The 19542-nt window shown below is 73.4% G+C and carries 20 protein-coding genes; 9 read left to right on the forward strand and 11 right to left on the reverse strand.

Annotation, left to right across the window (positions count from 1 at the left end):
- Window positions 1-10: 10 nt before the first annotated feature.
- Genes ACLQ2N_RS12665 through ACLQ2N_RS12680 form a run of 4 tightly spaced genes read left to right on the forward strand, consistent with a single transcriptional unit; the run spans window position 11 to window position 4735 of the window.
- A complete protein-coding gene (locus tag ACLQ2N_RS12665; RefSeq protein ID WP_425812158.1) occupies window positions 11-1261 on the forward strand; it encodes an NAD(P)/FAD-dependent oxidoreductase in 1251 nt (416 codons plus the stop codon).
- Window positions 1258-2457 carry a lycopene cyclase family protein gene (locus tag ACLQ2N_RS12670; RefSeq protein WP_425812160.1) on the forward strand — a complete coding sequence of 400 codons (1200 nt, stop codon included), beginning with the start codon at window positions 1258-1260 and terminating at the stop codon, window positions 2455-2457. Before ACLQ2N_RS12665 ends, ACLQ2N_RS12670 begins: the two co-directional genes overlap by 4 nt.
- The gene (locus tag ACLQ2N_RS12675; protein ID WP_425812162.1) at window positions 2454-3188 is read left to right on the forward strand and encodes a class I SAM-dependent DNA methyltransferase; all 735 of its coding nucleotides are present in this window, start codon (window positions 2454-2456) and stop codon (window positions 3186-3188) included. The genes ACLQ2N_RS12670 and ACLQ2N_RS12675 overlap by 4 nt, the downstream gene beginning before the upstream one ends.
- Window positions 3185-4735, forward strand: coding sequence for an FAD-dependent oxidoreductase (locus ACLQ2N_RS12680; protein WP_425812164.1), 1551 nt, complete (start codon window positions 3185-3187; stop codon window positions 4733-4735). The genes ACLQ2N_RS12675 and ACLQ2N_RS12680 overlap by 4 nt, the downstream gene beginning before the upstream one ends.
- 6 nt (window positions 4736-4741) lie before the next feature.
- Here the strand turns inward: ACLQ2N_RS12680 and ACLQ2N_RS12685 are convergent, their stop codons facing one another.
- From ACLQ2N_RS12685 to ACLQ2N_RS12700, 4 genes are all read right to left on the reverse strand, one after another.
- Entirely contained in the window at window positions 4742-5749 is a 1008-nt protein-coding gene (locus tag ACLQ2N_RS12685; RefSeq protein ID WP_425812166.1) for a DUF5914 domain-containing protein, read from the reverse strand.
- Window positions 5746-6738 carry a phytoene/squalene synthase family protein gene (locus tag ACLQ2N_RS12690; protein ID WP_425812168.1) on the reverse strand — a complete coding sequence of 331 codons (993 nt, stop codon included), beginning with the start codon at window positions 6736-6738 and terminating at the stop codon, window positions 5746-5748. The genes ACLQ2N_RS12685 and ACLQ2N_RS12690 overlap by 4 nt, the downstream gene beginning before the upstream one ends.
- Complete coding sequence (gene crtI, locus ACLQ2N_RS12695; protein WP_425812170.1) at window positions 6725-8278, reverse strand: phytoene desaturase family protein; 1554 nt, start codon at window positions 8276-8278, stop codon at window positions 6725-6727. Before crtI ends, ACLQ2N_RS12690 begins: the two co-directional genes overlap by 14 nt.
- 192 nt (window positions 8279-8470) lie before the next feature.
- Window positions 8471-8923, reverse strand: coding sequence for a MarR family winged helix-turn-helix transcriptional regulator (locus ACLQ2N_RS12700; protein WP_425812172.1), 453 nt, complete (start codon window positions 8921-8923; stop codon window positions 8471-8473).
- A gap of 49 nt (window positions 8924-8972) precedes the next feature.
- On the opposite strand from ACLQ2N_RS12700, the gene ACLQ2N_RS12705 reads away from it, so the two are divergent.
- Together ACLQ2N_RS12705 and ACLQ2N_RS12710 are read left to right on the forward strand one after the other, a co-directional pair.
- Window positions 8973-9566, forward strand: a complete 594-nt coding sequence (locus tag ACLQ2N_RS12705; protein ID WP_425812174.1) for an isochorismatase family protein — start codon at window positions 8973-8975, stop codon at window positions 9564-9566.
- Window positions 9563-10273 carry an MBL fold metallo-hydrolase gene (locus ACLQ2N_RS12710; RefSeq protein WP_425812176.1) on the forward strand — a complete coding sequence of 237 codons (711 nt, stop codon included), beginning with the start codon at window positions 9563-9565 and terminating at the stop codon, window positions 10271-10273. The genes ACLQ2N_RS12705 and ACLQ2N_RS12710 overlap by 4 nt, the downstream gene beginning before the upstream one ends.
- 218 nt (window positions 10274-10491) lie before the next feature.
- On the opposite strand, the gene ACLQ2N_RS12715 is transcribed toward ACLQ2N_RS12710, so the two are convergent.
- The gene (locus ACLQ2N_RS12715) at window positions 10492-11700 is read right to left on the reverse strand and encodes a PP2C family protein-serine/threonine phosphatase (protein WP_425812178.1); all 1209 of its coding nucleotides are present in this window, start codon (window positions 11698-11700) and stop codon (window positions 10492-10494) included.
- A gap of 93 nt (window positions 11701-11793) precedes the next feature.
- Window positions 11794-12147 (reverse strand): hypothetical protein, encoded by a 354-nt coding sequence (locus tag ACLQ2N_RS12720; protein WP_425812180.1) that lies wholly within the window; start codon window positions 12145-12147, stop codon window positions 11794-11796.
- Between the two features lie 191 nt (window positions 12148-12338).
- Between ACLQ2N_RS12720 and ACLQ2N_RS12725 the strand changes: the two genes are divergently transcribed.
- Together ACLQ2N_RS12725 and ACLQ2N_RS12730 are read left to right on the forward strand one after the other, a co-directional pair.
- Window positions 12339-13451, forward strand: coding sequence for an SMI1/KNR4 family protein (locus tag ACLQ2N_RS12725; protein ID WP_425812182.1), 1113 nt, complete (start codon window positions 12339-12341; stop codon window positions 13449-13451).
- A 167-nt stretch (window positions 13452-13618) separates the two neighbouring features.
- Window positions 13619-14878, forward strand: a complete 1260-nt coding sequence (locus ACLQ2N_RS12730) for a hypothetical protein (RefSeq protein ID WP_425812184.1) — start codon at window positions 13619-13621, stop codon at window positions 14876-14878.
- Between the two features lie 74 nt (window positions 14879-14952).
- Here the strand turns inward: ACLQ2N_RS12730 and ACLQ2N_RS12735 are convergent, their stop codons facing one another.
- The 5 genes from ACLQ2N_RS12735 to ACLQ2N_RS12755 all read right to left on the reverse strand — a co-directional run bounded on the left by ACLQ2N_RS12735 (window position 14953) and on the right by ACLQ2N_RS12755 (window position 18750).
- On the reverse strand, window positions 14953-15621 hold the full coding sequence (locus ACLQ2N_RS12735) for a hypothetical protein (RefSeq protein WP_425812186.1): 669 nt from the start codon (window positions 15619-15621) through the stop codon (window positions 14953-14955).
- 53 nt (window positions 15622-15674) lie between these two features.
- The gene (locus ACLQ2N_RS12740; RefSeq protein ID WP_425812188.1) at window positions 15675-15986 is read right to left on the reverse strand and encodes a hypothetical protein; all 312 of its coding nucleotides are present in this window, start codon (window positions 15984-15986) and stop codon (window positions 15675-15677) included.
- A gap of 134 nt (window positions 15987-16120) precedes the next feature.
- Window positions 16121-16510 carry a response regulator transcription factor gene (locus tag ACLQ2N_RS12745; RefSeq protein ID WP_425812190.1) on the reverse strand — a complete coding sequence of 130 codons (390 nt, stop codon included), beginning with the start codon at window positions 16508-16510 and terminating at the stop codon, window positions 16121-16123.
- A 20-nt stretch (window positions 16511-16530) separates the two neighbouring features.
- Window positions 16531-18141: a DHA2 family efflux MFS transporter permease subunit gene (locus tag ACLQ2N_RS12750; RefSeq protein WP_425812192.1), complete on the reverse strand. Its 1611-nt coding sequence runs from the start codon at window positions 18139-18141 to the stop codon at window positions 16531-16533.
- A 138-nt stretch (window positions 18142-18279) separates the two neighbouring features.
- The gene (locus ACLQ2N_RS12755) at window positions 18280-18750 is read right to left on the reverse strand and encodes a MarR family winged helix-turn-helix transcriptional regulator (RefSeq protein ID WP_425812194.1); all 471 of its coding nucleotides are present in this window, start codon (window positions 18748-18750) and stop codon (window positions 18280-18282) included.
- Between the two features lie 160 nt (window positions 18751-18910).
- Between ACLQ2N_RS12755 and ACLQ2N_RS12760 the strand changes: the two genes are divergently transcribed.
- Window positions 18911-19471, forward strand: coding sequence for a DUF7639 domain-containing protein (locus ACLQ2N_RS12760; RefSeq protein WP_425812196.1), 561 nt, complete (start codon window positions 18911-18913; stop codon window positions 19469-19471).
- Window positions 19472-19542: the final 71 nt, after the last annotated feature.

Here is a 19542-nt window from a genome sequence, read left to right on the forward strand (position 1 = left end):
GAGGAGCAGCATGACCGACGAGCACCGCCGGCCCACGGACACCGTCGTCGTCGGAGCGGGCCTCGCCGGACTGGCCTGCGCGCTGGATCTCTGCCGCTCCGGCCTGAAAGCGGCCCTCCTGGAGGCATCCGACTCGGTGGGCGGCCGGATGCGCACGGACCGCCGGGACGGCTTCCTGCTCGACCGCGGCTTCCAGGTGTTCAACACCTCCTATCCGCAGGTGAAGCGGCGCCTGGACCTGAGGAGCCTGCGCCTGCGGCCGTTCACCGCGGGCATCATCGCGCACACCCGGACGGGCCCCGTCCGCCTCGTCGACCCGACGCGCGAGCAGGGCGCGGTGGGGGCGTTGCTGCCGGGCCGGGTCCTCTCCGCCCGCGACCTGGGCGCACTGGCGGCACTCACGGCACGGGACGCGGTGCTCCCCGCTTCCTCCGTCAGGCGCCGCCGCGACGAAACCACCTCCTCGGCGCTGTTCCGGGCCGGTCTGTCGGACGACGTCATCACCGACGTGCTCCGGCCGTTCCTGGCAGGGGTGTTCCTGGAGGACGGCCTGGAGACCTCCGCCCGGTTCTTCCACCTGGTCTGGCGGAGCATGGTGCGCGGGACGCTGTGCCTGCCCGCGCAGGGCATCGGCGCCGTACCCCACCAGCTCGCCCAAGGCCTCCCGGGCGGTGTCCTCCGGCTCGGCGCCGCCGTCGCGGAGATCACCGACACGGGGGTGGCCCTGGAGGACGGGAGCGAGGTCCCCGCGAGCGTGGTCGTCGTCGCGACGGAACCGGCGGCCGCCGCCCGCCTGCTCCCGGACCTGACCGTGCCGGACACGCGCACCGTCACCACGTACTACCACGCCACCGACCGCACACCGCTCGCCGAACCGACCCTGCTGGTGGACAGCACCGGACCGGTCCTGAACACCTGCGTACTCAGCGAGGTCGCCCCCACCTACGCGCCGCCCGGCACCGCGCTGATCTCCACCTCCGTACTGGGCACCGGCCTCCCGGGCCGCGCCCAGGCGGTGCTGCGGCGCCTGGCAGACCTGTACGCCACCGACACGAGCGGCTGGACGCAGATCGCCGCCCGCACGGTCGAGGGCGCGCTGCCGGCCATGCGCCCGCCCTGGCAGCTGAGCCGCACCACCCGCGTCCGCCCGGGCCGGTACGTGTGCGGCGACCACCGGGCCACCGGCTCCGTCCAGGGCGCGCTCGCCTCGGGCACCCGGGCCGCCCGGGAGGTGGCGGCGGACCTGGCGCGCCGGCCATGAGCCGCTGCGACGTGGCCGTCGTCGGGGGCGGCGCGGCCGGACTCAGCCTCGCGCACCGTCTGACGGAGACCCGCGCCGCCACCGTGACCGTGATCGAGCCGCCGGACGGCCCCACGCGCCCGGCGGAGCGGACCTGGTGCTACTGGCACGCGGAGGCGGACGGCCTCGACGAAGCCGTCAGCGCGTCCTGGTCCGTGCTGCGCGTGCACGGCGCCGACGGCCGCCCGGTCACCGTCGAACCGGCCCCTTTCACCTACCGCATGGTGCGCTCCGCCGACTTCGAGCGCCTGGTCCACCGCCGGCTGGCCCGAGCGGACGGCGGACACGTCCTGCGTGCCACGGCCGACGCGGTGCGCGCGGTGCCCGGCGGGGCCGTGGTCCGCTGCACGCTGCCCGACGGCTCCACGGCCGACGTGCGCGCGCGCCGCGTGTTCGACAGCCGGCCCCTGCCCGCCCTGCCACCCGCACGCACTCAGCTGCTCCAGCACTTCCGGGGCTGGTTCGTCCGCACCGCCACCGCACGGTTCGATCCCGGGGTCGCAGACCTGATGGACTTCCGCGTCCCCCAGCCCGCCCACGGACTCGCGTTCGGCTACGTGCTGCCCCTGTCCCCGGACCGGGCGCTCGTGGAGTACACCGAGTTCTCCCGCCGCCCGCTGACCACCGAGGCGTACGAGTCGGCGCTCGGCCACTACTGCCGCGACGTCCTCCGGCTCGGCGCGCTCACGGTGGAGCGCACGGAGCAGGGGGTGATTCCGATGACCGACGCCCGCTTCCCGCACCGGGCCGGACCCTCGGTGTTCCGGATCGGCACCGCGGGCGGCGCCACCCGCCCGGCCACCGGCTACACCTTCGCCGCCGTGCAACGGCAGAGCCGGGCCATCGCCGCAGCCCTGCGCGACGGACGGGCGTCCGTCCCCGCGCCCCACAGCCGGCGGGCGCTCGCCATGGACGCCATCGTGCTCCGTGCGCTGGACACCGGCCGGATCGACGGCCCGGACTTCTTCACCGGCCTGTTCCGCCGCGTCCCGGCCGAACGGCTGCTGAGGTTCCTCGACGGCACGGCCTCGCTCCGGGAGGAATGGGGCATCGGGCTGCGCACCCCCGTCCGGCCGATGCTCGCCACCGCCGCCGAACTGCCGTTCCTCCCGCGCCGGACCCGGTCCACCGCCACAGATGGAGAGAACCACCGATGACCCTTCTGCGGGACCACGACCTGGCCCGCGCCTTCGACCACGCCTCCCGTACCTACGACGGCCTGACCGCCCTCAACCCCGGCTACCGCGCCGACCTCCTGCGCTCGGCCCGCCGCCTCCGCCTTCCCGGCGGCGGCGCCGGACTGCACCTCCTCGACCTCGGCTGCGGCACCGGCGCGTCCACCCGCGCCCTGCTCACGGCCGCGCCCCTGGCCAGGATCACCGCCGTGGACGCGTCGTCGGGCATGCTGCGCCGCGCCCTGGCCAAGCCGTGGCCGGCCCGCGTGCGCTTCCTCCACCTGACCGCCGAGGAGCTGACCACGGCCGGCGAGGGGCCCTTCGGCGCGGTGTTCGCCGCCTACCTGTTCCGCAACGTCACCGACCCGGACGCGGTCCTCGGGTCCGTACGGGCCCTGCTGGCGCCGGGCGGACGCTTCGCCGCGCACGAGTACAGCCTCAGCGGCTCCCGGGCGCACCGGGCGCTGTGGACCGCCGTCTGCCGCGGGGTGATCATCCCCGCGGGCACGCTCACCGGCGACCGGGTGCTCTACCGCCATCTCTGGCGCAGTGTCCTCTCCTTCGACACCGCGCCCGTCTTCGCCGGCCGGCTCGCTTTGGCCGGTCTGACCTCGGTGCGGGTCGCCCCCGTCGCCGGATGGCAGACCGGCATCGTGCACACCTTCCTCGCCCGCAACGGCCACCCGGCCACGACACCGGAGCACGCCCCGTGAACCCCCGACCCGCCGCCGCCCGACGAGGCCGCGACCGCAAGGCCGAAGTCCTCCTGCCCGCACCCGGTGCACCACGCTTCCGACGAGGTGACGAGCCGTCCGTCGCCGTCGTCGGGGGCGGCATCGCCGGCCTGGCCGCGGCGACCCTGCTGGCCGAGCGGGGCGCCCGGGTCACCCTGTACGAGAAGGACGACGCACTCGGCGGCCGCCTCTCCGGCCACCGCACCGTGCTGGCCGACGGCTCACCGGTGACGATGACCCGCGGCTTCCACGCGTTCTTCCGCCAGTACTACAACCTGCGCGGCCTGCTCCGGCGTACCGACCCCGCCCTCGCACGCCTCGTCCCGCTGCCCGACTACCCCCTGCGGCACAGCGGCGGCCTGACCGACAGCTTCGCCCGGGTTCCGAGGACGCCACCGCTCAGCGCGCTCGGCTTCGTCGCGCTCAGCCCCACCTTCGGATGGCGGGACCTGGCCGCCATGGACCCCCGGGCCGCCCTCCCGCTCCTCGACGTCCGGGTCCCCGAGGTGTACGAGCGCTTCGACGGCGTCGGCGCGACCGGCTTCCTGGAGCGCGTGCGCTTCCCGGAGGCCGCCCACCACCTGGCGTTCGAGGTGTTCTCCCGCAGCTTCTTCGCCGACCCGCGCCGGCTGTCCGCAGCCGAACTGCTCCTGATGTTCCACATCTACTTCCTCGGCTCGTCCGAGGGCCTGCTCTTCGACGTTCCGGCCGAACCCTTCCCCCAGGCGCTCTGGGAACCGCTCGCCGGGTACGTCGAGCGCCTCGGCGCGGACATCCGCACCGGAACGCCCGTGCACCGGATCGCCCCCCGTGACGGCGGTGGGGCCGACGTCCACACCGGGACCGGCGCCCACCGGCACGACGCCGTGGTGCTCGCCCTCGACACCGAGGGCCTGCGGCACACCGTCGCCGCGTCGCCCGGACTCGGCACCACCCCCTGGCGCGACGGTGTCGCCGCCCTGCGCACCGCACCGCCCTTCCTCGTGTCCCGCCTCTGGCTCGACCGGCCCGTCCGCGCCGACCGGCCCGGCTTCCTCGGCACCAGCGGCTACGACGGGCTCGACAACATCAGCGTCCTGGAACGGTACGAGGGGGAGGCCGCCCGCTGGGCCGCGCGCACCGGGGGCTCCGTCGTGGAACTGCACGCGTACGCCGTCGACCCCGGGGCCGAGCACAAGGAGGTGCAGGAACGGCTCGTCGACCGGCTGCACCACGTCTACCCGGAGACCCGCGACGCGCGCGTGGTCGACTCCCGGCACGAGTGGCGCTCCGACTGCCCGCTCTTCGAGGCCGGCACGTACCCCCTGCGCCCCGCCGTACGCACCCCGCACCCGTGGCTGGCCCTCGCGGGGGACGGGATCCGCTGCGACCTGCCCGTCGCCCTCATGGAACGGGCCGCCACCACCGGCTTCCTGGCGGCGAACGCCCTGCTCGCCGAGCGGGGCGTCCGGGGCCAGGTGCTGTGGACGGTGCCCCGGAGGGGCCGCTCCCGCGTGCTCCGGGCGCTCGCCGCCGCTTGCGCCTGAAACCCGTCAGCCCGGGAAGCGCCCGGTGCTGCGCAGCGCCCAGCGCCTCTCCGCGTACGCCAGGTCGTCCACCCACAACCGCCCGGCCGTGCGGCGCATCAGCGGCCGCAGCACCGGGGCGGCGGCCCGCGCGACCGCGAAGCCCGGCCGGTCCGAGGTGGCGATCGTCGCCTCGACGACGGCGGTGCGCGGGCGCGCGTGATCCGGCCGGGTCAGGGGCGTCGCGTGCGTCTCCACGACGGAGGACACGCCCTCGCCGTCCGTGATGCGCATGACGACGGTACGCGGCCCCGGCGCCGTGAACTCGGCCCGCACCGGTACCACCAGGCGCCCCGCCACCCGGAAGGAGACGTCCACCACGAAGGCGTCGTCCTCGTCTCCCCGCGGTTCACGCACCACCGACAGATCGATGAACGAGTACGGGTGGAACCACGAACCGTGCCACGGGTCGAGCCGGTTGGCCACCACGTCCTGCGGTTCGCACCGCCCGGCCGCCGTGAACACCGCGTCCACCGCGCCTTCGCGCGCGGGCCGTACCGGCACCACCGGCCGCTCGGTGGGCTCCTCGCCCCCCACCTCGTCCAGCCGCACCCACACGAGTACGCCGTCGTCGTACACCGGAAAGGGCTGCCAGCCGGCGAACGGGGCGCCGTCCAGGGCGAGTCCGTGCCAGTGGCACACCAGCGTGCCGCACACCACCCGGCTGTCCCGCAGCGGTGCGCCCAGGTGCGGGCAGACACCGGACCCGGCGCGCGGCTCACCGCCGTCCGTCCGCCACAGCACGACCTCCGTGCCGCCGACCGTCCGGCCGTACGGGCGTTCACCGACGCGCACCTCGCGCGAGGCGCCCACCACGTACCAGTTGCCGGACGGGCGTGTCATGGCCCGCTTCAGCGCCCCGGCGACGAGCGCGGGGCGCGCCTCGCGCCAAGTGGGCTCCTGCGCCGCCCAGTCGGCGCCGGAGCGCCGCAGCCGCAGCGGCGGCGACCACCGCTTCCCGTTCCGCCGGCTCACCGCACCGGCTCCTTCCGCTCGGCTTCCGGGCCGTGGGCCGACGCCCGGCCACGATCGCGCGCACGCCACCGTGCCCCGGTCACGCGCAGCACCCCGACGGCGGCCGTGGCGGCCCGCCGTCGCCGGGAGACCACCGCACGGCGGTGCAGGACGCGGTAGTCCTGCTCGGCGACCGCGTCGAGGATTCCGCCGTAGAGCGTGAACGCCGCGCGGATACAGGGGCGCACTCGTGGATCGAGCATGCCGATGCCCGGCTCCGCCGTCCGGTACACCCCGCGCGTCAGCTCCGTCGCGGCCACCAGCGCGGCCCGGATGCGCGCGTCGCCGCGCCCGGTGCGCCGGCTCCACTCCAGCAGCGCCCTGTCCACGCCGTGGGCGGACAGCAGATCGCCGGGCAGGTAGACGCGGCCCCGGTCGAGGTCCTCGCCCACGTCCCGCACGAAGTTGGTGAGCTGGAACGCCACGCCCAGCGCCGCCGCGTGCGGCTCGGCCTCCTGCCGGGGCACGACCGTACCGAGCACCGGCAGCATCTGCAGACCGATCACCGCGGCCGAACCGTGCACGTAGGTCTGCAGGTCGGCATAGGTGGGGTAGTGGCTGACGGTCAGGTCGGCGCGTATCGAGGACAGGAAGTCGGCGAACAGGTCGTGCCCGATGCCGTACCGGGCGGCGGTGTCGGCGACCGCCCGGACCACCGGTTCGTCGCCCGTGCCGGTCCTCAGCCCGTGCGCCAGGTCGCTCTCCAGACGCAGCAGCAGCCGGTCGCGCTCGGCGGGCGTCCGGTGCCGGTCCAGGTCGTCGACGATGTCGTCGGCCCAGCGGGCGAAGCCGTACAGGGCGTGCACGGCGGACCGCCGTTCGGGCGGCAGAAGCCGGGTGGCCAGGAAGTACGTACGGCCGTGGCGGGCGTTGAGCTGCCGGCACCGGGCGTACGCGGTGCGCAGCCCGGGGTCGGTGATACCGGCCGCGTCCAGTTCACGACGGGTCATCGGCACCTGCCCGGACCAGGGCGGAAGGGCCCGTGCGCACCCGGCGGGGCCGCGGTCCGGCGACGCCGGTGATCCGCGCGGCGGCCAGCTTGCCGCTGATGAGCACTGTCGGCACGCCGACGCCCGGTGTCGTGCCGCATCCCGCCAGGACCGCGTTCTCCGTCCCCCGCACGAGGTTGCGCGGACGGAAGGGACCGGTCTGGGCGAAGGTGTGGGACAGGGAGAACGGACTGCCGGCGGCGTGGCCCCGGGCCGTCCAGTCGAGCGGGGTCACCAGAAGCTCCTCCTCGATGCTGTCCGCGAACCCGTCCAGACCCCGGCGTTCGAGTTCACGGACCAGGGTGTCGCGGTAGCGCGGGCCGAGGTCCGCCCAAGCGGTGGCCGGGGGACCGGTCGTGGTGTTGGGGCACGGGGCGAGGACGTAGTGCAGATGGCGGCCCGGGGGCGCCAGGGACGGATCGTGCGCCGTGGGGCGCGTGATCAGCAGCGAGGGGTCGCTCATCAGCGCGCCCGTACGGGTCAGCTCCTCGAACGTCCGCTCCCATGCGGCGCCGAAGGAGAGGGTGTGGTGTGCGAGGTGCGGCCAGGTCCGGTCGGTACCGGCGTGCAGGACCACGGCGGACGGGGAGTGGCGCGGCCGTGCCGGGCGCAGCGGGCGGCGCCCCAGCAGCCGGTAGGCGGCGGCCGGTTCGCACGTCAGCACCACCGCGTCGCACGCGACGCGCTCGCCGGACGCCAGGCGCACGGCCCGTACCCGCCCCGCCGAACGCTCCAACGCGCTCACCTCGGCCGCCCACCGCAGATCGGCGCCCGCATCCGCCGCCGCGTCGGCCATGGCCCGGGGGAGGGCGTGCATCCCGCCCTTCGGGAACCAGACACCGGCCACGGTGTCCATGTAGGCGATCACGGCGTAGGCCGCGAGCGCCCTGGCCGGGGCCACACCGGCGTACAGCGCCTGGAACGAGAAGACCCGCCGCAGACGTTCGTCCGAAAGGAAGCGGCCGATCCGGGCGTCGAGACGTCCGAACCCGCCCAGTGCCGCGAGCCGGGCCAGGTCCGGGTGCAGCAGCCCGAACGGCGAGTCGAAGTTCGTGTCGATGAAGCGACTCATCTGCGCCTGGTACAGGCGCTCCAGCCACCGCCTCAGGTCGCGGTAGCCCGCCGCCTCCGCCGGGCCGGCGAAACGCCGCACCTCGGCCTCCATCGCCTCACCGTCGGTGTGCACGTCCAGCGAGGACCCGTCCGCGAAGCAGGCCCGGTACGCCGGATGCAGGGCCGTCAGTTCGACCCGGCGGTGCAGGCTGTCACCCACGGCGGCGAACGCCTCGTCGGCCAGGTGCGGCATGGTCAGCACCGTGGGACCGGTGTCGATCTCGAACCCGCCGAGCCGCACCCTGCCCGCCCGGCCTCCGGGACCCGCGTCCCGTTCGACCAGGGTGACCTGGCGGCCCGCCCCCAGCAGATGCAGGGCACAGGCCAGCCCGGACAGGCCCGCGCCCACCACGACGACATGGCCGGTGGGCCCCGGGACGGCCTTCACGCGGCCTCCCCCTCCGACGGTCCGGGCATGCGGGGCCCCCTCTTCGCTCTCGCACGCGTGCCGGCCTCCTGCCGGAACGCGTATCGGGCGATCTCACCCCGGTCGCCGGTGGATGCGGCGTTCATGACGGCGTGTCGCCCCGCGCGTCCGCCGTTCGGAGTACGTCCCGGAAGCCCGCTAGCAGGCCACGTGCTATTCGCGTACCGGAAGGCCGTACATCACTGCCAGGCGGCCGAGTGCGTCACGGAGCGCGGCCTGCTGGGGCGGGGTGAGGCCGGCGTCCAGGCGCGCGTCGATCGCGAGCGCCGAGGCCGTGCACCGTCCGAGGAGTTCGCGGCCCTCGCTTGTGAGGCTGAGGATCTGACGGCGGCGGTCGGCCGGATCGCGCAGCCGCTTGATCGCGCCCTTGGACTCCAGGTGGTCGGCGAGGGACACGACGAGGCTCGGGGCCACCCGCATCAGCCGGGCGATCTCCAGCTGCGAGGCGGCCAGCCCCGCATCGAGGACGCCCAGTACACCGACGTGCTTGGGCTTCAGACCGACTTCGGCCAGAGCCTCCGCGTACTGATCGGAGATGAGCGCGCCCAGGGTCCCCAGGCGAAAGCTCAGCGTCTCGGTCCACTTGACGTCGTTCACGGACAACATGCTACCTTCCTCGAACCATTCAGGCCGTGAATGATTTGAGGCGAGAACAGTGATCGACCCTCGTACCGTGCAGGTGGTCTTCGCCGACCTGCAGGACAGCATCGTGGCTCTGAGCCGCACGAACAGCCCGGCGGCCATCAGGCGCTCGGCGGGAGTCCTCGGCCAGGTCGCCCAGGCGCTCGACATCCCGTTCAGCGTGTCGGCCGCACCCCGGCCAGGCGGCCCGGGCACCATCGCCGAACTCCCCGAAGCGGCCCCGTACGTGCGCGGCGGGCCGTCCTGCTGGGACGACCGGCCCTGGCGCGATGCGGTGGCGGCCAGGGGCCGCGACACCCTGGTCCTCTGCGGAGTGACCTCCGAGATCGTGGTGCTGCACACCGCGCTCGACGCCCGGGCCGACGGGTACGACGTGATCGTCCCGGTCGACGCGTGCGGCGGCATGTCCGAGCGCACGGAGACGGCGGCGCTGCGCCGCATCGAGGCGGCGGGAGCCACCGTGACCTCGGTGGCGAGCCTGGTCACGGACATGGTCCGCGACTTCACCGATCCCCCCCCGCCGCCAGGTCATCACCGCACTGCACGCCCTGATGAGCCGGCCCGTGTCCGTAAAGTCCTGACCCCGTTCCCTGAGGAAGACCCATGAAACTCGCACCCCACCTGCACCGTCTCGGCAACGACATCGTGTCCTGCTACCTCGTCGACACCGACGAGGGCATCACCCTCGTCGACGCCGGACTGCCCGGCCACTGGCGGGACCTTCGGCGCGAACTCCGCGCCCTGGGCAAGTCCGCCGCCGACATCCGCGGGATCGTGCTGACCCACGGCGACTCGGACCACATCGGCTTCGCCGAACGCCTCCGCACCAGCTACGGCGTACCGGTGTTCGTCCACGCCGACGACGCGCTCCGGGCCCGTACGGGGGAGAAGCCCAAGGTCGCCGTCGGCCCCATGCGCCCCGGACCCGCCCTCGGCTTCCTCGGATACTCCCTCCGCAAGAACGGGCTGCGCCCCCGTTACGTCGGAGCGGTCACGGAGATCGCCGACGGCGATGTCCTCGACCTGCCCGGCAGCCCGGTGATCGTGGGCATGCCCGGGCATTCCCCGGGGAGCGTGGCCGTGCACGTCCCGCAGGCCGACGCGGTCTTCGTGGGGGACGCCCTGACCACGCGGCATGTCCTGACCGGGCGCACGGGCCCCCAGCCGGCGCCCTTCACGGACGACCCGGAGCAGGCGCTCACCTCGCTGGACCGGATCGCCGGTCTGTCCGCCTCCTGGGTGCTGCCGGGCCACGGCGCGCCCTGGCGCACCTCGCCGGCCGGGGTGGGCGGGGCGGTACGAAGTCGTCGGTGACCACCGGCGGCGTCCGGCGGCCGGATCCACCTGACGATGTGTCTGCCGCGCGCTGCGCCGCCCACCTCATCGCCATGCGCGACGGGCGTGCCGCCGCCGAGGCTCCGCCGTCCGGCGTCGTCACCGCCGACCTGGTCCGCGCGGTCCTCGGTCTCGACGCGACCGCCGTCCCGGCCCGGTCACGGGCAGGCCCCCTCGTGGCGCCCGGCCGGCGAAGGTCAGGTGGCGGGGGCGCCCGGACCGACCGGCCCGGTGCCGTCGCCCACCCGGTTGTCCGGGGCCACCGCGGCGGGGCGGTCCGGCGAGGCGTCGAAGTCAGGCCCCGGGGCGGAGGCGTACCCGATCGCGATCATGGCCGCGTCGTCGTCCAGACGCCCGCCGACGTACCGCAGCAGATCGTCGCGGAACCGGTCGATGAAGGCGTCGGGGTCGGCCTCGGCCCACCCGGTGACCCGTTCCGCGAGCGGGTAGAAGGCGCGGGAGGCGTCGCGGGCCTCGGTCACACCGTCGGTGTACAGCAGCAGAAGGTCGCCGGGTACGAACCCGAAGCTGTCGATGGGATAGCGTGGTTGCGCCAGGCCACCCAGCCCCAGCGGGGGAGCGGGCGAGGCGGCGTCCATTGTCAGCGGCCGTCCGTCGCGCAGGACCACCGGCGGAGGATGCCCGCAGGAGACCATGTGCACGCGGTCGTGCCGGTCGGGGATGTCCAGAACGGTGGCGGTGATGAACGACTCCCCGGGGCCGCGCCCGTCCGGCTCGGGCAGCCCCCAGGACACGCTCTCGTCCAGATAGGCGACCAACTCGTCCAGGCTCGTCCGGTGACGGGCCGCGGCGTGGAACGCGCCGAGCAGCAGCGCCGCGTCGCTGACCGCGCCCACCCCCTTGCCGCGTACGTCACCGATGATCAGCCGCGTTCCCGTATCGGTGCGCGCCGCCGCGTACAGGTCCCCGCCGATCTGCGCCTCGGCCTCCGCGGCGAGGTAGAGCGAGGCGGCGCGCAACGGCCCCAGACGCCGGGGCAGCGGGGGCAGGACGACCCGCTGGACCGCCTCGGAGACGTATCGCACCTGCGCCAGCTCCCGGGCGCGGCGCTCCCGCAGGACGCAGAAGACGACGAGGCAGATCCCGACCAGTGCCAGAGCGACGGTCTGCGCCTCGTGGTTGGCCGAGAGCAGTTCGTCCGGGTCGCGCAGCACCCCGACCGCCGCCTGCGCGATCACCGCCAGCGCGGCCACGAACCCGACCGCCCGGGGGCCGCCGATCGAGGGGGTGATCGCCGGGGCCGCCACGAGCAGCGGCCCCAGATGGATGCCGGGCGGTGCGAGGACGTCGATCAGGAAGACCGCGACGATCCAGCCGATGGGGACAGCGAGCAGCGCCCGGCCTCCACGCAGCGGCCGGCGGCGTCTTTCGGCGTACTGCGGCATGACTCCTCTCTACACCGAGCCCGCCCGGCCCGCACCGGCAGGCCCCTGGGGGCTGCGCCCGTGGCATCCGGACACAGCCCCTCGGCCAGGTGCTCAGGAGAAGACGACCGACCTCAGGAGCAGGCGGTCGGAAGCCCCCCTGCCGGGCGGCAGGACGTAGTAGGTGTCACCCTCGCAGTCGGCGTCCAGGAAGACGATGGCGGTCGCGTCCGTGAGGTTCTTGGGTGCCCGGGAGGGGGCCCCGGGCACGGACGCGGGCGCGTCCAGGTTGACGCACCGGCCGCTCTCGGGGTTGTTGAGGAAGCCGACGGCCTCGTACCCGTCCGCGGTGGTGTAGGAGTACCGGAACTGGCCGGTCGCGGCCGACGCCGAGCCGGGCACGGCCACGAGAAGCACGGCCGCGCCGGCTGTTGCGCCGAGAGCCTTGGTGAGAGAGCGAAGGGACACCGGGGATCGACCTCTTTCTTGTTGTCCTTCGGGTCGGTGCCAGGGATGCCCCGGCCGGCGGCGAACCAACACGGCTTCCCCCGACCGGGGAACGTCGAATCGATTCTTCAAGGGCGAATGGCCTACATGCGCAGGGCCGTTGACCGGACCCCGCCGCAGGACGGGCCGGAGCGCGATGGGAGCGTGGAACCATGACTACTGACGCACCGGCGGACGCACGGGTCACCCGGGCCTGGGCCCAGATCCTGGAATGGCTGGCCGAGTACACCCCGCCGTCGTACGCGGCTCTCCGGCCCGGCGCATCCGACGAGGAGATGGCCGAGCTGGAAGCGGTCGCGGGCGCCGCCCTCCCGGCGGAGCTCAAGGCGTTGTGGCGGCTGTCCGCCGGTGAGGACGGCGTGAACGGCACGGGGCTCATGCTGGGCGGCTGGACCCTCATGCCGCTCGACGCGGTGGCCGAGGTCCACCGCCGGCAGATGGAGGTCGAGAAGGAGCTCGGCGAGGACGGCCCGGCGTTCTGGGAGCCCTGGTGGATCCCGTTCTGCTCCCGCGGCCCGGACCACACCGTCGTCGGCCTCTTCCTCGACGGCCGGACCGGCGAGGTCCGCCGCTGGAGCAGATACGGGGACCGCGAACGCGAGTACACGTCACTGGCCGCCTACCTCGAACTCATGGCGGTCAGCCTCGAAGCACCCCTGACGGCGGCGGGCCCGGAGAAACCCGGCATGCTGCGTGGGGCCCTCGTGTGGGGACCGCCCGACGGGGAGTCCCGCGACGAGTGGATACGCCACCTCGGCCAGGCCCCGCCGCGCCATCCCGCCAAGACCCTCGGCGCGATCCGGGAAGCCCTGCCCCACGACGAGCGCGACGCGTTCGACGTGCGGCGCGACGCCCTCGACCTGGCCGATCCGGAGGCCGTCGCCGCCTTCCTGGACCACTGGTGGGGGCGCGCCGTGCAGGCCCAGGAGAAGCTGGAGGACGACGTCGCGTCCGCGCTGCGCGGCAACGTCCTGGCCCAGCCGGGCGGCAGGCTGGCGCCGGAGTACGAGGCGGCGCTGCCGCCAGCGATACGGCACAGGCCGCCATCTTTCTGGGACATCCGGGCCGCCCTGCGCCACGAGAGCGTGCGCGCACGGTTCGACCAGGACCACCTGAAGGCGATCCCGCCACACTTCCCGGCGCTGCTGCTGCGCTGGTGGGACATCGCCCGGCTGATGGCCGACCCCTGCGGCGACCGGGCCGTCCGCGCGGTCGTCAGCGGTCGCCACGAAGCGCGGAAGGCCCGGCAGCCCCGGCCCTCGTGAGCCGTCGCGTGCCGCGCGAGACCCGGGAGCGCCGGAGTGCGACCGTACGTACAGCCGGAACCGGGCGCACGGCACGTCTCTGGCCAGTTACGCCCTCACGTCGCAACCCAAGTGGCCGTTACATTCACCCCGACCTGACTCGTACACCCGAGGGGGAACACGTAACGATGCGAGCCACACGCTTACGCTCCGGCAGCCGCACTGTCGGTGCGCTGATCGCGGTGACCGCCACCGCGACGGCCCTGGCGGTCACCGCGATCGGCCCCGCCGCCGCGCCGGCTGCCGCGGCGCCCGCCGGAGCGACCTCGCACCAGCCCGGCGACGCCTGTACGGCGGCCGACCTCGGCACCCGCCACCCGTACATCAAGAGCACCGAAGTCTCCCCGACGATCACTCACTTCAAGGGCTGGTACGTCACCGAGGGCACCACCGGCGAGCAAGCCGTCACCACCACGACGACGACCACCATCACGGTCTCCGTGGGCCTCGACGACAAGATCGAAGCGAGCTTCGCCGTCGACGCCCTCAACAAGGCCGGCGTGAGCGTGGGCCTCAGCGTGAAGATGGAGTCCTCCACCACCAACACCGAGTCGAACGCCGTGACCTGGAACTTCAACCAGCCCGGCTATTACGGCGTCTACAAGGGCACCAAGAAGGTCACCGGAACCTACGGAAGCCTCAACTGCAACCGGGCCCAGCAGACCGACGGCAGCTGGGCGCTGCGGTGGACCGAGGGCCCCGGCAGCGGCAGCTTCACCACGTACACCACCCTTGAGGAGGGTGCCGTGCGCTGCCAGGACCAGGTTCCCGCGGGGAGCGTCATGGCCAAGGCGCAGACCCTCCTCGACTGCGGCGCGCCCACCGCGAAGGCCGCACATCCGGCGGGCGCGGTGGCCCCGACGGCGAAACAGGGCCAGAACCACGTCGCCCAGCCCGCGGCTCCGGCCGAGCGGCCCAAGGCCGCCGCGCAGGCCGCCCTCGACTGCCAGTCCGCCGTCTACAAGATCGAAGTACCCGGCAAGCCCCTGTCCTGGGGCGCGCCGCTCCTCGCGAACGACGGCGTCCGCCTGCGGCCCTCCTCCATCTTCAGCGCCCACCTGGACAACTGGCGCCTGTGCGACGTGACGGAGAGCAACGGAGTCCTCGAAGCGACCCTGTGGAACTGGGGCAACGGCGGCTGCGCGACCATCGCCGACCAGGACGCGTCCAGCGAACGCGCGATCCTGACGACCGCCTCCTGCGCGGAGGACGACCTCCAGCGGTTCTACATCTACCGCGACGTACCCGGCAGCACGTCGATCGGAGTGCAGAACAAGTACACCGGCTCCATGATGGGCCACGACCGTTACGCGGACGGCGAGTTCATCCGCCAGTACTCCAGCGGCCGGCAGGACGGAACGGGCACGTACAACCTGACCGGAGTCTGAGGCCCGGTCACTCCGCGCCGCCCCGCACACGTGCCTCCGGATCGGGTGCGGGGCCGCCGGTGTCACCGGATGATTCAGCTCAAGGTCCCGCCGCTCACCTGGTCGGGCCCGAAGTAGCGGGCGGTCACGGAGGCGAGGGCGGGCAGGGGTTCACCCTCCTCGAAACCCCTGGCGTGTTTGAAGGTGTGAACCACGCAGGTGCGCACGGGATGCACCGGTCCGTCGTCCATGTCTCCGAGCGCGTGCGCGGACAACGGCCGGTTCTGCGGGCGGGCCAGGGCGAAGCACGCCAGCGTCGTGCGTCTGTCCTCGGACCCGAAGTAGTCGGTGATCGCCCGGTTGCCGAAGTCCATGTGGGCGAAGACGACGGCGACGTCCTCGACCCCGTACGGGGCGGCACGCAGCGCCACCGGCAGATCGAGCAGCTTCTCACCGGAGGCGAGCAGCCGCGCCTCCTCGTGCGACGGGCCCCACGGCGGCGGTTCGTCGTCGGGCTCCGTCGTGTCCCACGGAAACTCCTCGGTCCTCAGCACCGTACCCACGGGCGGCCTGTCCCACCTGGCCCGCCCGCTGACGCCGCCCCAGTTGAGAGTCGCGTTGACACAGAGCCGCCCGGCGACCAGCGTCCACGGCGTCCGCACCACACGCTCGCGCGCCAACTCGACCGCCAGCCGTCCGAACGCCTCCGGACGGAGGAGTGCCGGCTCGGGGGGTGCGACGAAGGCGTCGGTCCATATTCCCATGCCCCACTTGTAGCAACGGGCGTCGGGCGGGCGCGAACGTGTTTCCGCCGTGCCTATCCGCGTGCGGCGAAGAACGCGAACATCCCCGCTCCGGCGCCGAGAACGAGAACCTGCAGGACGCCGGTCACCCAGTAGTGCCGGAGAAGAAGGAACCCGCCGCTCACGACCGCGGTGCCCAGGACGATCCACGCCGCGCGTCGGGCCTCCGCAGGGGCGGCAGGCGCGTTGACGGGGTCGTCGTAACTGTCCGACCACCCCGTCATGCCGTAGCGGAACAGCAACCAGCCGATCAGGGCCACGTCGACGACGATCCATACGCATCCGGCCGCGACCTGGAAACCCTTTGACGGCTCGCCATACCTCACACACGCCACCTCCCGCCCCACCGCGCCCGTTGGGGGCTCGGCCCAGGGTGCCCGTACGCCAGTGCATCGCGCATGAGTACGGCTACTCAGGGAGAGCGGGAGCTGGTTGTCGATGCCCGCGCGAGGCGAGTGGGTCAGTGCGCGGGCGCCGCGACGGTCCGCAGAGGCTCCTCGTCTCCGCCGCCACAGATCCCGGCCCCGCCGCCGCAGGGCTCCGCGCCGCGCGGGCCCGCGGAGACGGACAGCGGGACGCCCTCATCGGTCTGGGTGGGCGGCATCCGGATGTCCACCACCGCCACGTCGGGCCGGTGTTCGGCCACCGCGTCGATCAGCCCCGGCGCCGTGCCCGCGGTGGCCACCACCTCACACCCGCGTGCGCCGAGCAACTCGACCATGCCGTCCCGCAGAACGACGGAGTCCTCGGCCAGCACCACGCGCAGGCGCCGGCGGATCACGCGCCCCGCCGTCTCCGGGCCGGACGCGCCGGCCGCCCGGCCCCTGACGTCGTGCGTGCAGTCGTTCATCGGCCCATTACCTCATGCGGTCATCCCTCGGCCGCCCCCTGGTGCCGGCCCGCCTCGGGTGCCCGCCGGACGCCGGTGACCGCCAGGAGCATGCCGATGACGGCCAGTACGGCGGAGACGAGCGCGGCGGTGTGCACGCCGTTCATGAACGCCTGGTGGCTGCCCTCGGCCACCGCGTCCTTCAGCTGCTCCGGCATGCGCGCCGAGACCGGGGCGACGCCCATGGAGACCGCGTCCTTGGCCGCGGCGAAGCCCTGGGCGTCGGGCGCGGGGACGCCGGCCGCGGTGAGTTCACCGGTGAGCGTGGAGCCGACGCGGCTGCTGATGAGCGACACCAGAACGGAGGTCCCCAGGGCGCCGCCGATCTGCAGGGCGGTGGCCTGCAGGCCGCCCGCGACGCCGCCGTCCTCGACCGGCGCGTTGCCGACGATGGCGTCGGAGGAGGAGGCCATGACCATACCGACGCCCAGACCGAGTGCGACGAACGGCGGCCACAGCGCGGCGTACGAGGACGTGGCGGTCCAGCCGAGCATCACGAAGCAGGCGGCGGCCTGCAGCGCCATGCCGAGCGGCATCGTCAGGCGCGGCCCGAACCGCTGGGTGAGCACGGCGCCCAGGGGAGAGGCGACGACCGAGGCGAGGCTGAGCGGCAGCGTCCGTACGCCCGCCTGGACCGGCGTGAAGCCACGCACGTTCTGCAGGTAGAGCATGACGAAGAAGATCACGCCGAGCAGGATGAAGAAGTTCAGCGCGGTGATGACGGTGCCGATGGACAGCGCCGGGTTACGGAACAGGCGCATCGGCAGCAGCGGGCGCGCCGCCCGCGTCTCGTACCAGCCGAACAGCAGCAGCACCGCGACCCCTGCCCCGATGGCTCCGAGCGTGCTGCCCGAGGTCCAGCCCCACGTCTCGCCCTTGACGACACCGAACACCATGGCGAGCAGGCCGACGGCCAGCAGCACGACGCCCGGCAGGTCGAACTTCTCGCCCGCGGCGGCGGTGTTACGGGTCTGCGGCAGGACGGCGACGCTGAAGACGAGGGCCACGACGCCGATCGGGGCGTTGATGTAGAAGACCGACTCCCAGTTCACGTGCTCGACCAACAGGCCGCCCACGATCGGCCCGAGAGCCGTGGAGACGGAGGAGACCATGGCCCAGATGCCGACCGCGATGCCGAACTTCCGCGGCGGGAAGACGGCGCGCAGCATCCCGAGCGTGTTGGGCATCAGCAGCGCGCCGAAGAATCCCTGTACCGCGCGGAAGGCGATGACCCCCTCGATGGAGCCCGACAGGCCGATGGCCACGGACGCGGCGGTGAAGCCCGCGACGCCGATCAGATAGAAGGTGCGGCGTCCGAACCGGTCACCCAGCTTGCCGCCGAGAATCAGCGCGGCGGCCAGGGCCAGCAGATAGGAGTTGGTCACCCACTGCAGATCGGCTGTGGTGGCACCGAGGTCCCGGCCGATCTCGGGGTTGGCGATGGAGACGACCGAGCCGTCGAGACCGACCATGAACAGCCCGAAGGCGACGGCGATCAAGGTCAGCCACGGGTTGGCGCGCACGCCACCCGGACGTGGCTCGGCGGGGGGCCCGGCCAGGGCCGCGGGGGAGCTGAGAACTTCGGAGGGCAAGGCGGTTCAGTCCTTCGGAGGGGCGCGTGCCGGTACGCACGCGCGGAGAAACGGTGGCGGCCGCCACGAGGAGGGAGGGCAGCGCGAAGAGGGGTGTGTGCGAAGCAGCACACCCTGGAAACCGGCCGTACGGACGGTCTACTGGTCGTAGTGCAGCCGCTCGGCGAGTGAGTTCAGCGTCCCGAGCGCCGCGCCGAGAGCCTTCAGATCGCCGTCGGTCATGGTCCGCAGCGCGCCGGCGATGTGCGCACTCATCAGCCGGTGCACCTCGGCCAGCTCCCGCCGCGCCTTCGCGGTGAGATACAGGTGCGCGACCCGCTTGTCGGCGGCGTCCTGCCGCCGCTCCAGGAGCCCTTGCTCGGTGAGCTGCGTGACGAGCGCACTGACGTTGTTGGGCTTCATCAGCAACGACTCGGCGGCCCTGCGCACCGTGACACCCTCGTGCGCCTCGACATGCCGCAACAGAGCGAGCTGCGCCTCCGGCGGCTTCGGGGCGGCGAATTCCTGCCCGACGCGCCGGTCCAGGGCACGGGACAGCGCGGGCAGGCACGCCACGAGGCCGGAGGCCACCTGGCTGATGCTCTGCGCGGACGCGCTGTTCTGACTCACGCCGGCGAGCATAGGTATCTAGCGATACCTATGTCAAGGTAGCTAAATTGCGCGGTGGGGCACACGCCCGGCCGAGGCCGACCGCATCGCCGCGCGGAAGCGGTGCCCCGGCACTTCGGCGCCGGTTCCACGAGCGCGCCGGAGGCGAGAGCGTGCGCCCATGACATGGCGGTGGCCGACGTATCGGATGGTGGACGGGGAAGGAACTGACGGGGCCTGGTGTCACATCTGGCGGCGGAACGAGAGGGGCGGCGGGTACTACGTCGACGACCTGGCCGTCTTCGCCGACGGAAGGATCACCTGCGGCGAACGGACCGACCTGGCCGGTCTCGCGGAAGCCGGCAGGGGGCCGTGGGACGGTGACCGACCCGGAGGCGCCACCGCTTCCCGACCCGCCGTCGAAGTGGGAGTCCCGCTCCGGCGAACCGCTGACACCGAAGGGTTCCTCCTGGAAGTCGCCGACCGCATCGAAGCACTCAACGGGCGGCCGACTGCCAGGCAGCGCTGCTGGGATGCGATCCGGCAGTACGAGCAGCAGCCGACCGGGCCGAACCGGCAACTTCTCCGCGCGGCCCACCTGGCGGTTCCCGCGCACCTACGGATCTACGTCCTCGGCGACATGGACCGCCCCTTGCGCATCCTGCTCACGGACATCGACGAGGCCGTCGACGGCGACGGCCCGGTGGTCACGGCCGGATGTACTTGCCGTACGCGGCCTTGAGGCTGCTCCGGAAGGGCGCGTGCAACCCGTCGATGATCAGCTGGCGGGGTGGGCCGCCCGGTGCGCGAACT

Origin of the sequence: Streptomyces sp. DT224 (genome assembly GCF_049844595.1) — a bacterium.
GTDB lineage: Bacteria > Actinomycetota > Actinomycetes > Streptomycetales > Streptomycetaceae > Streptomyces.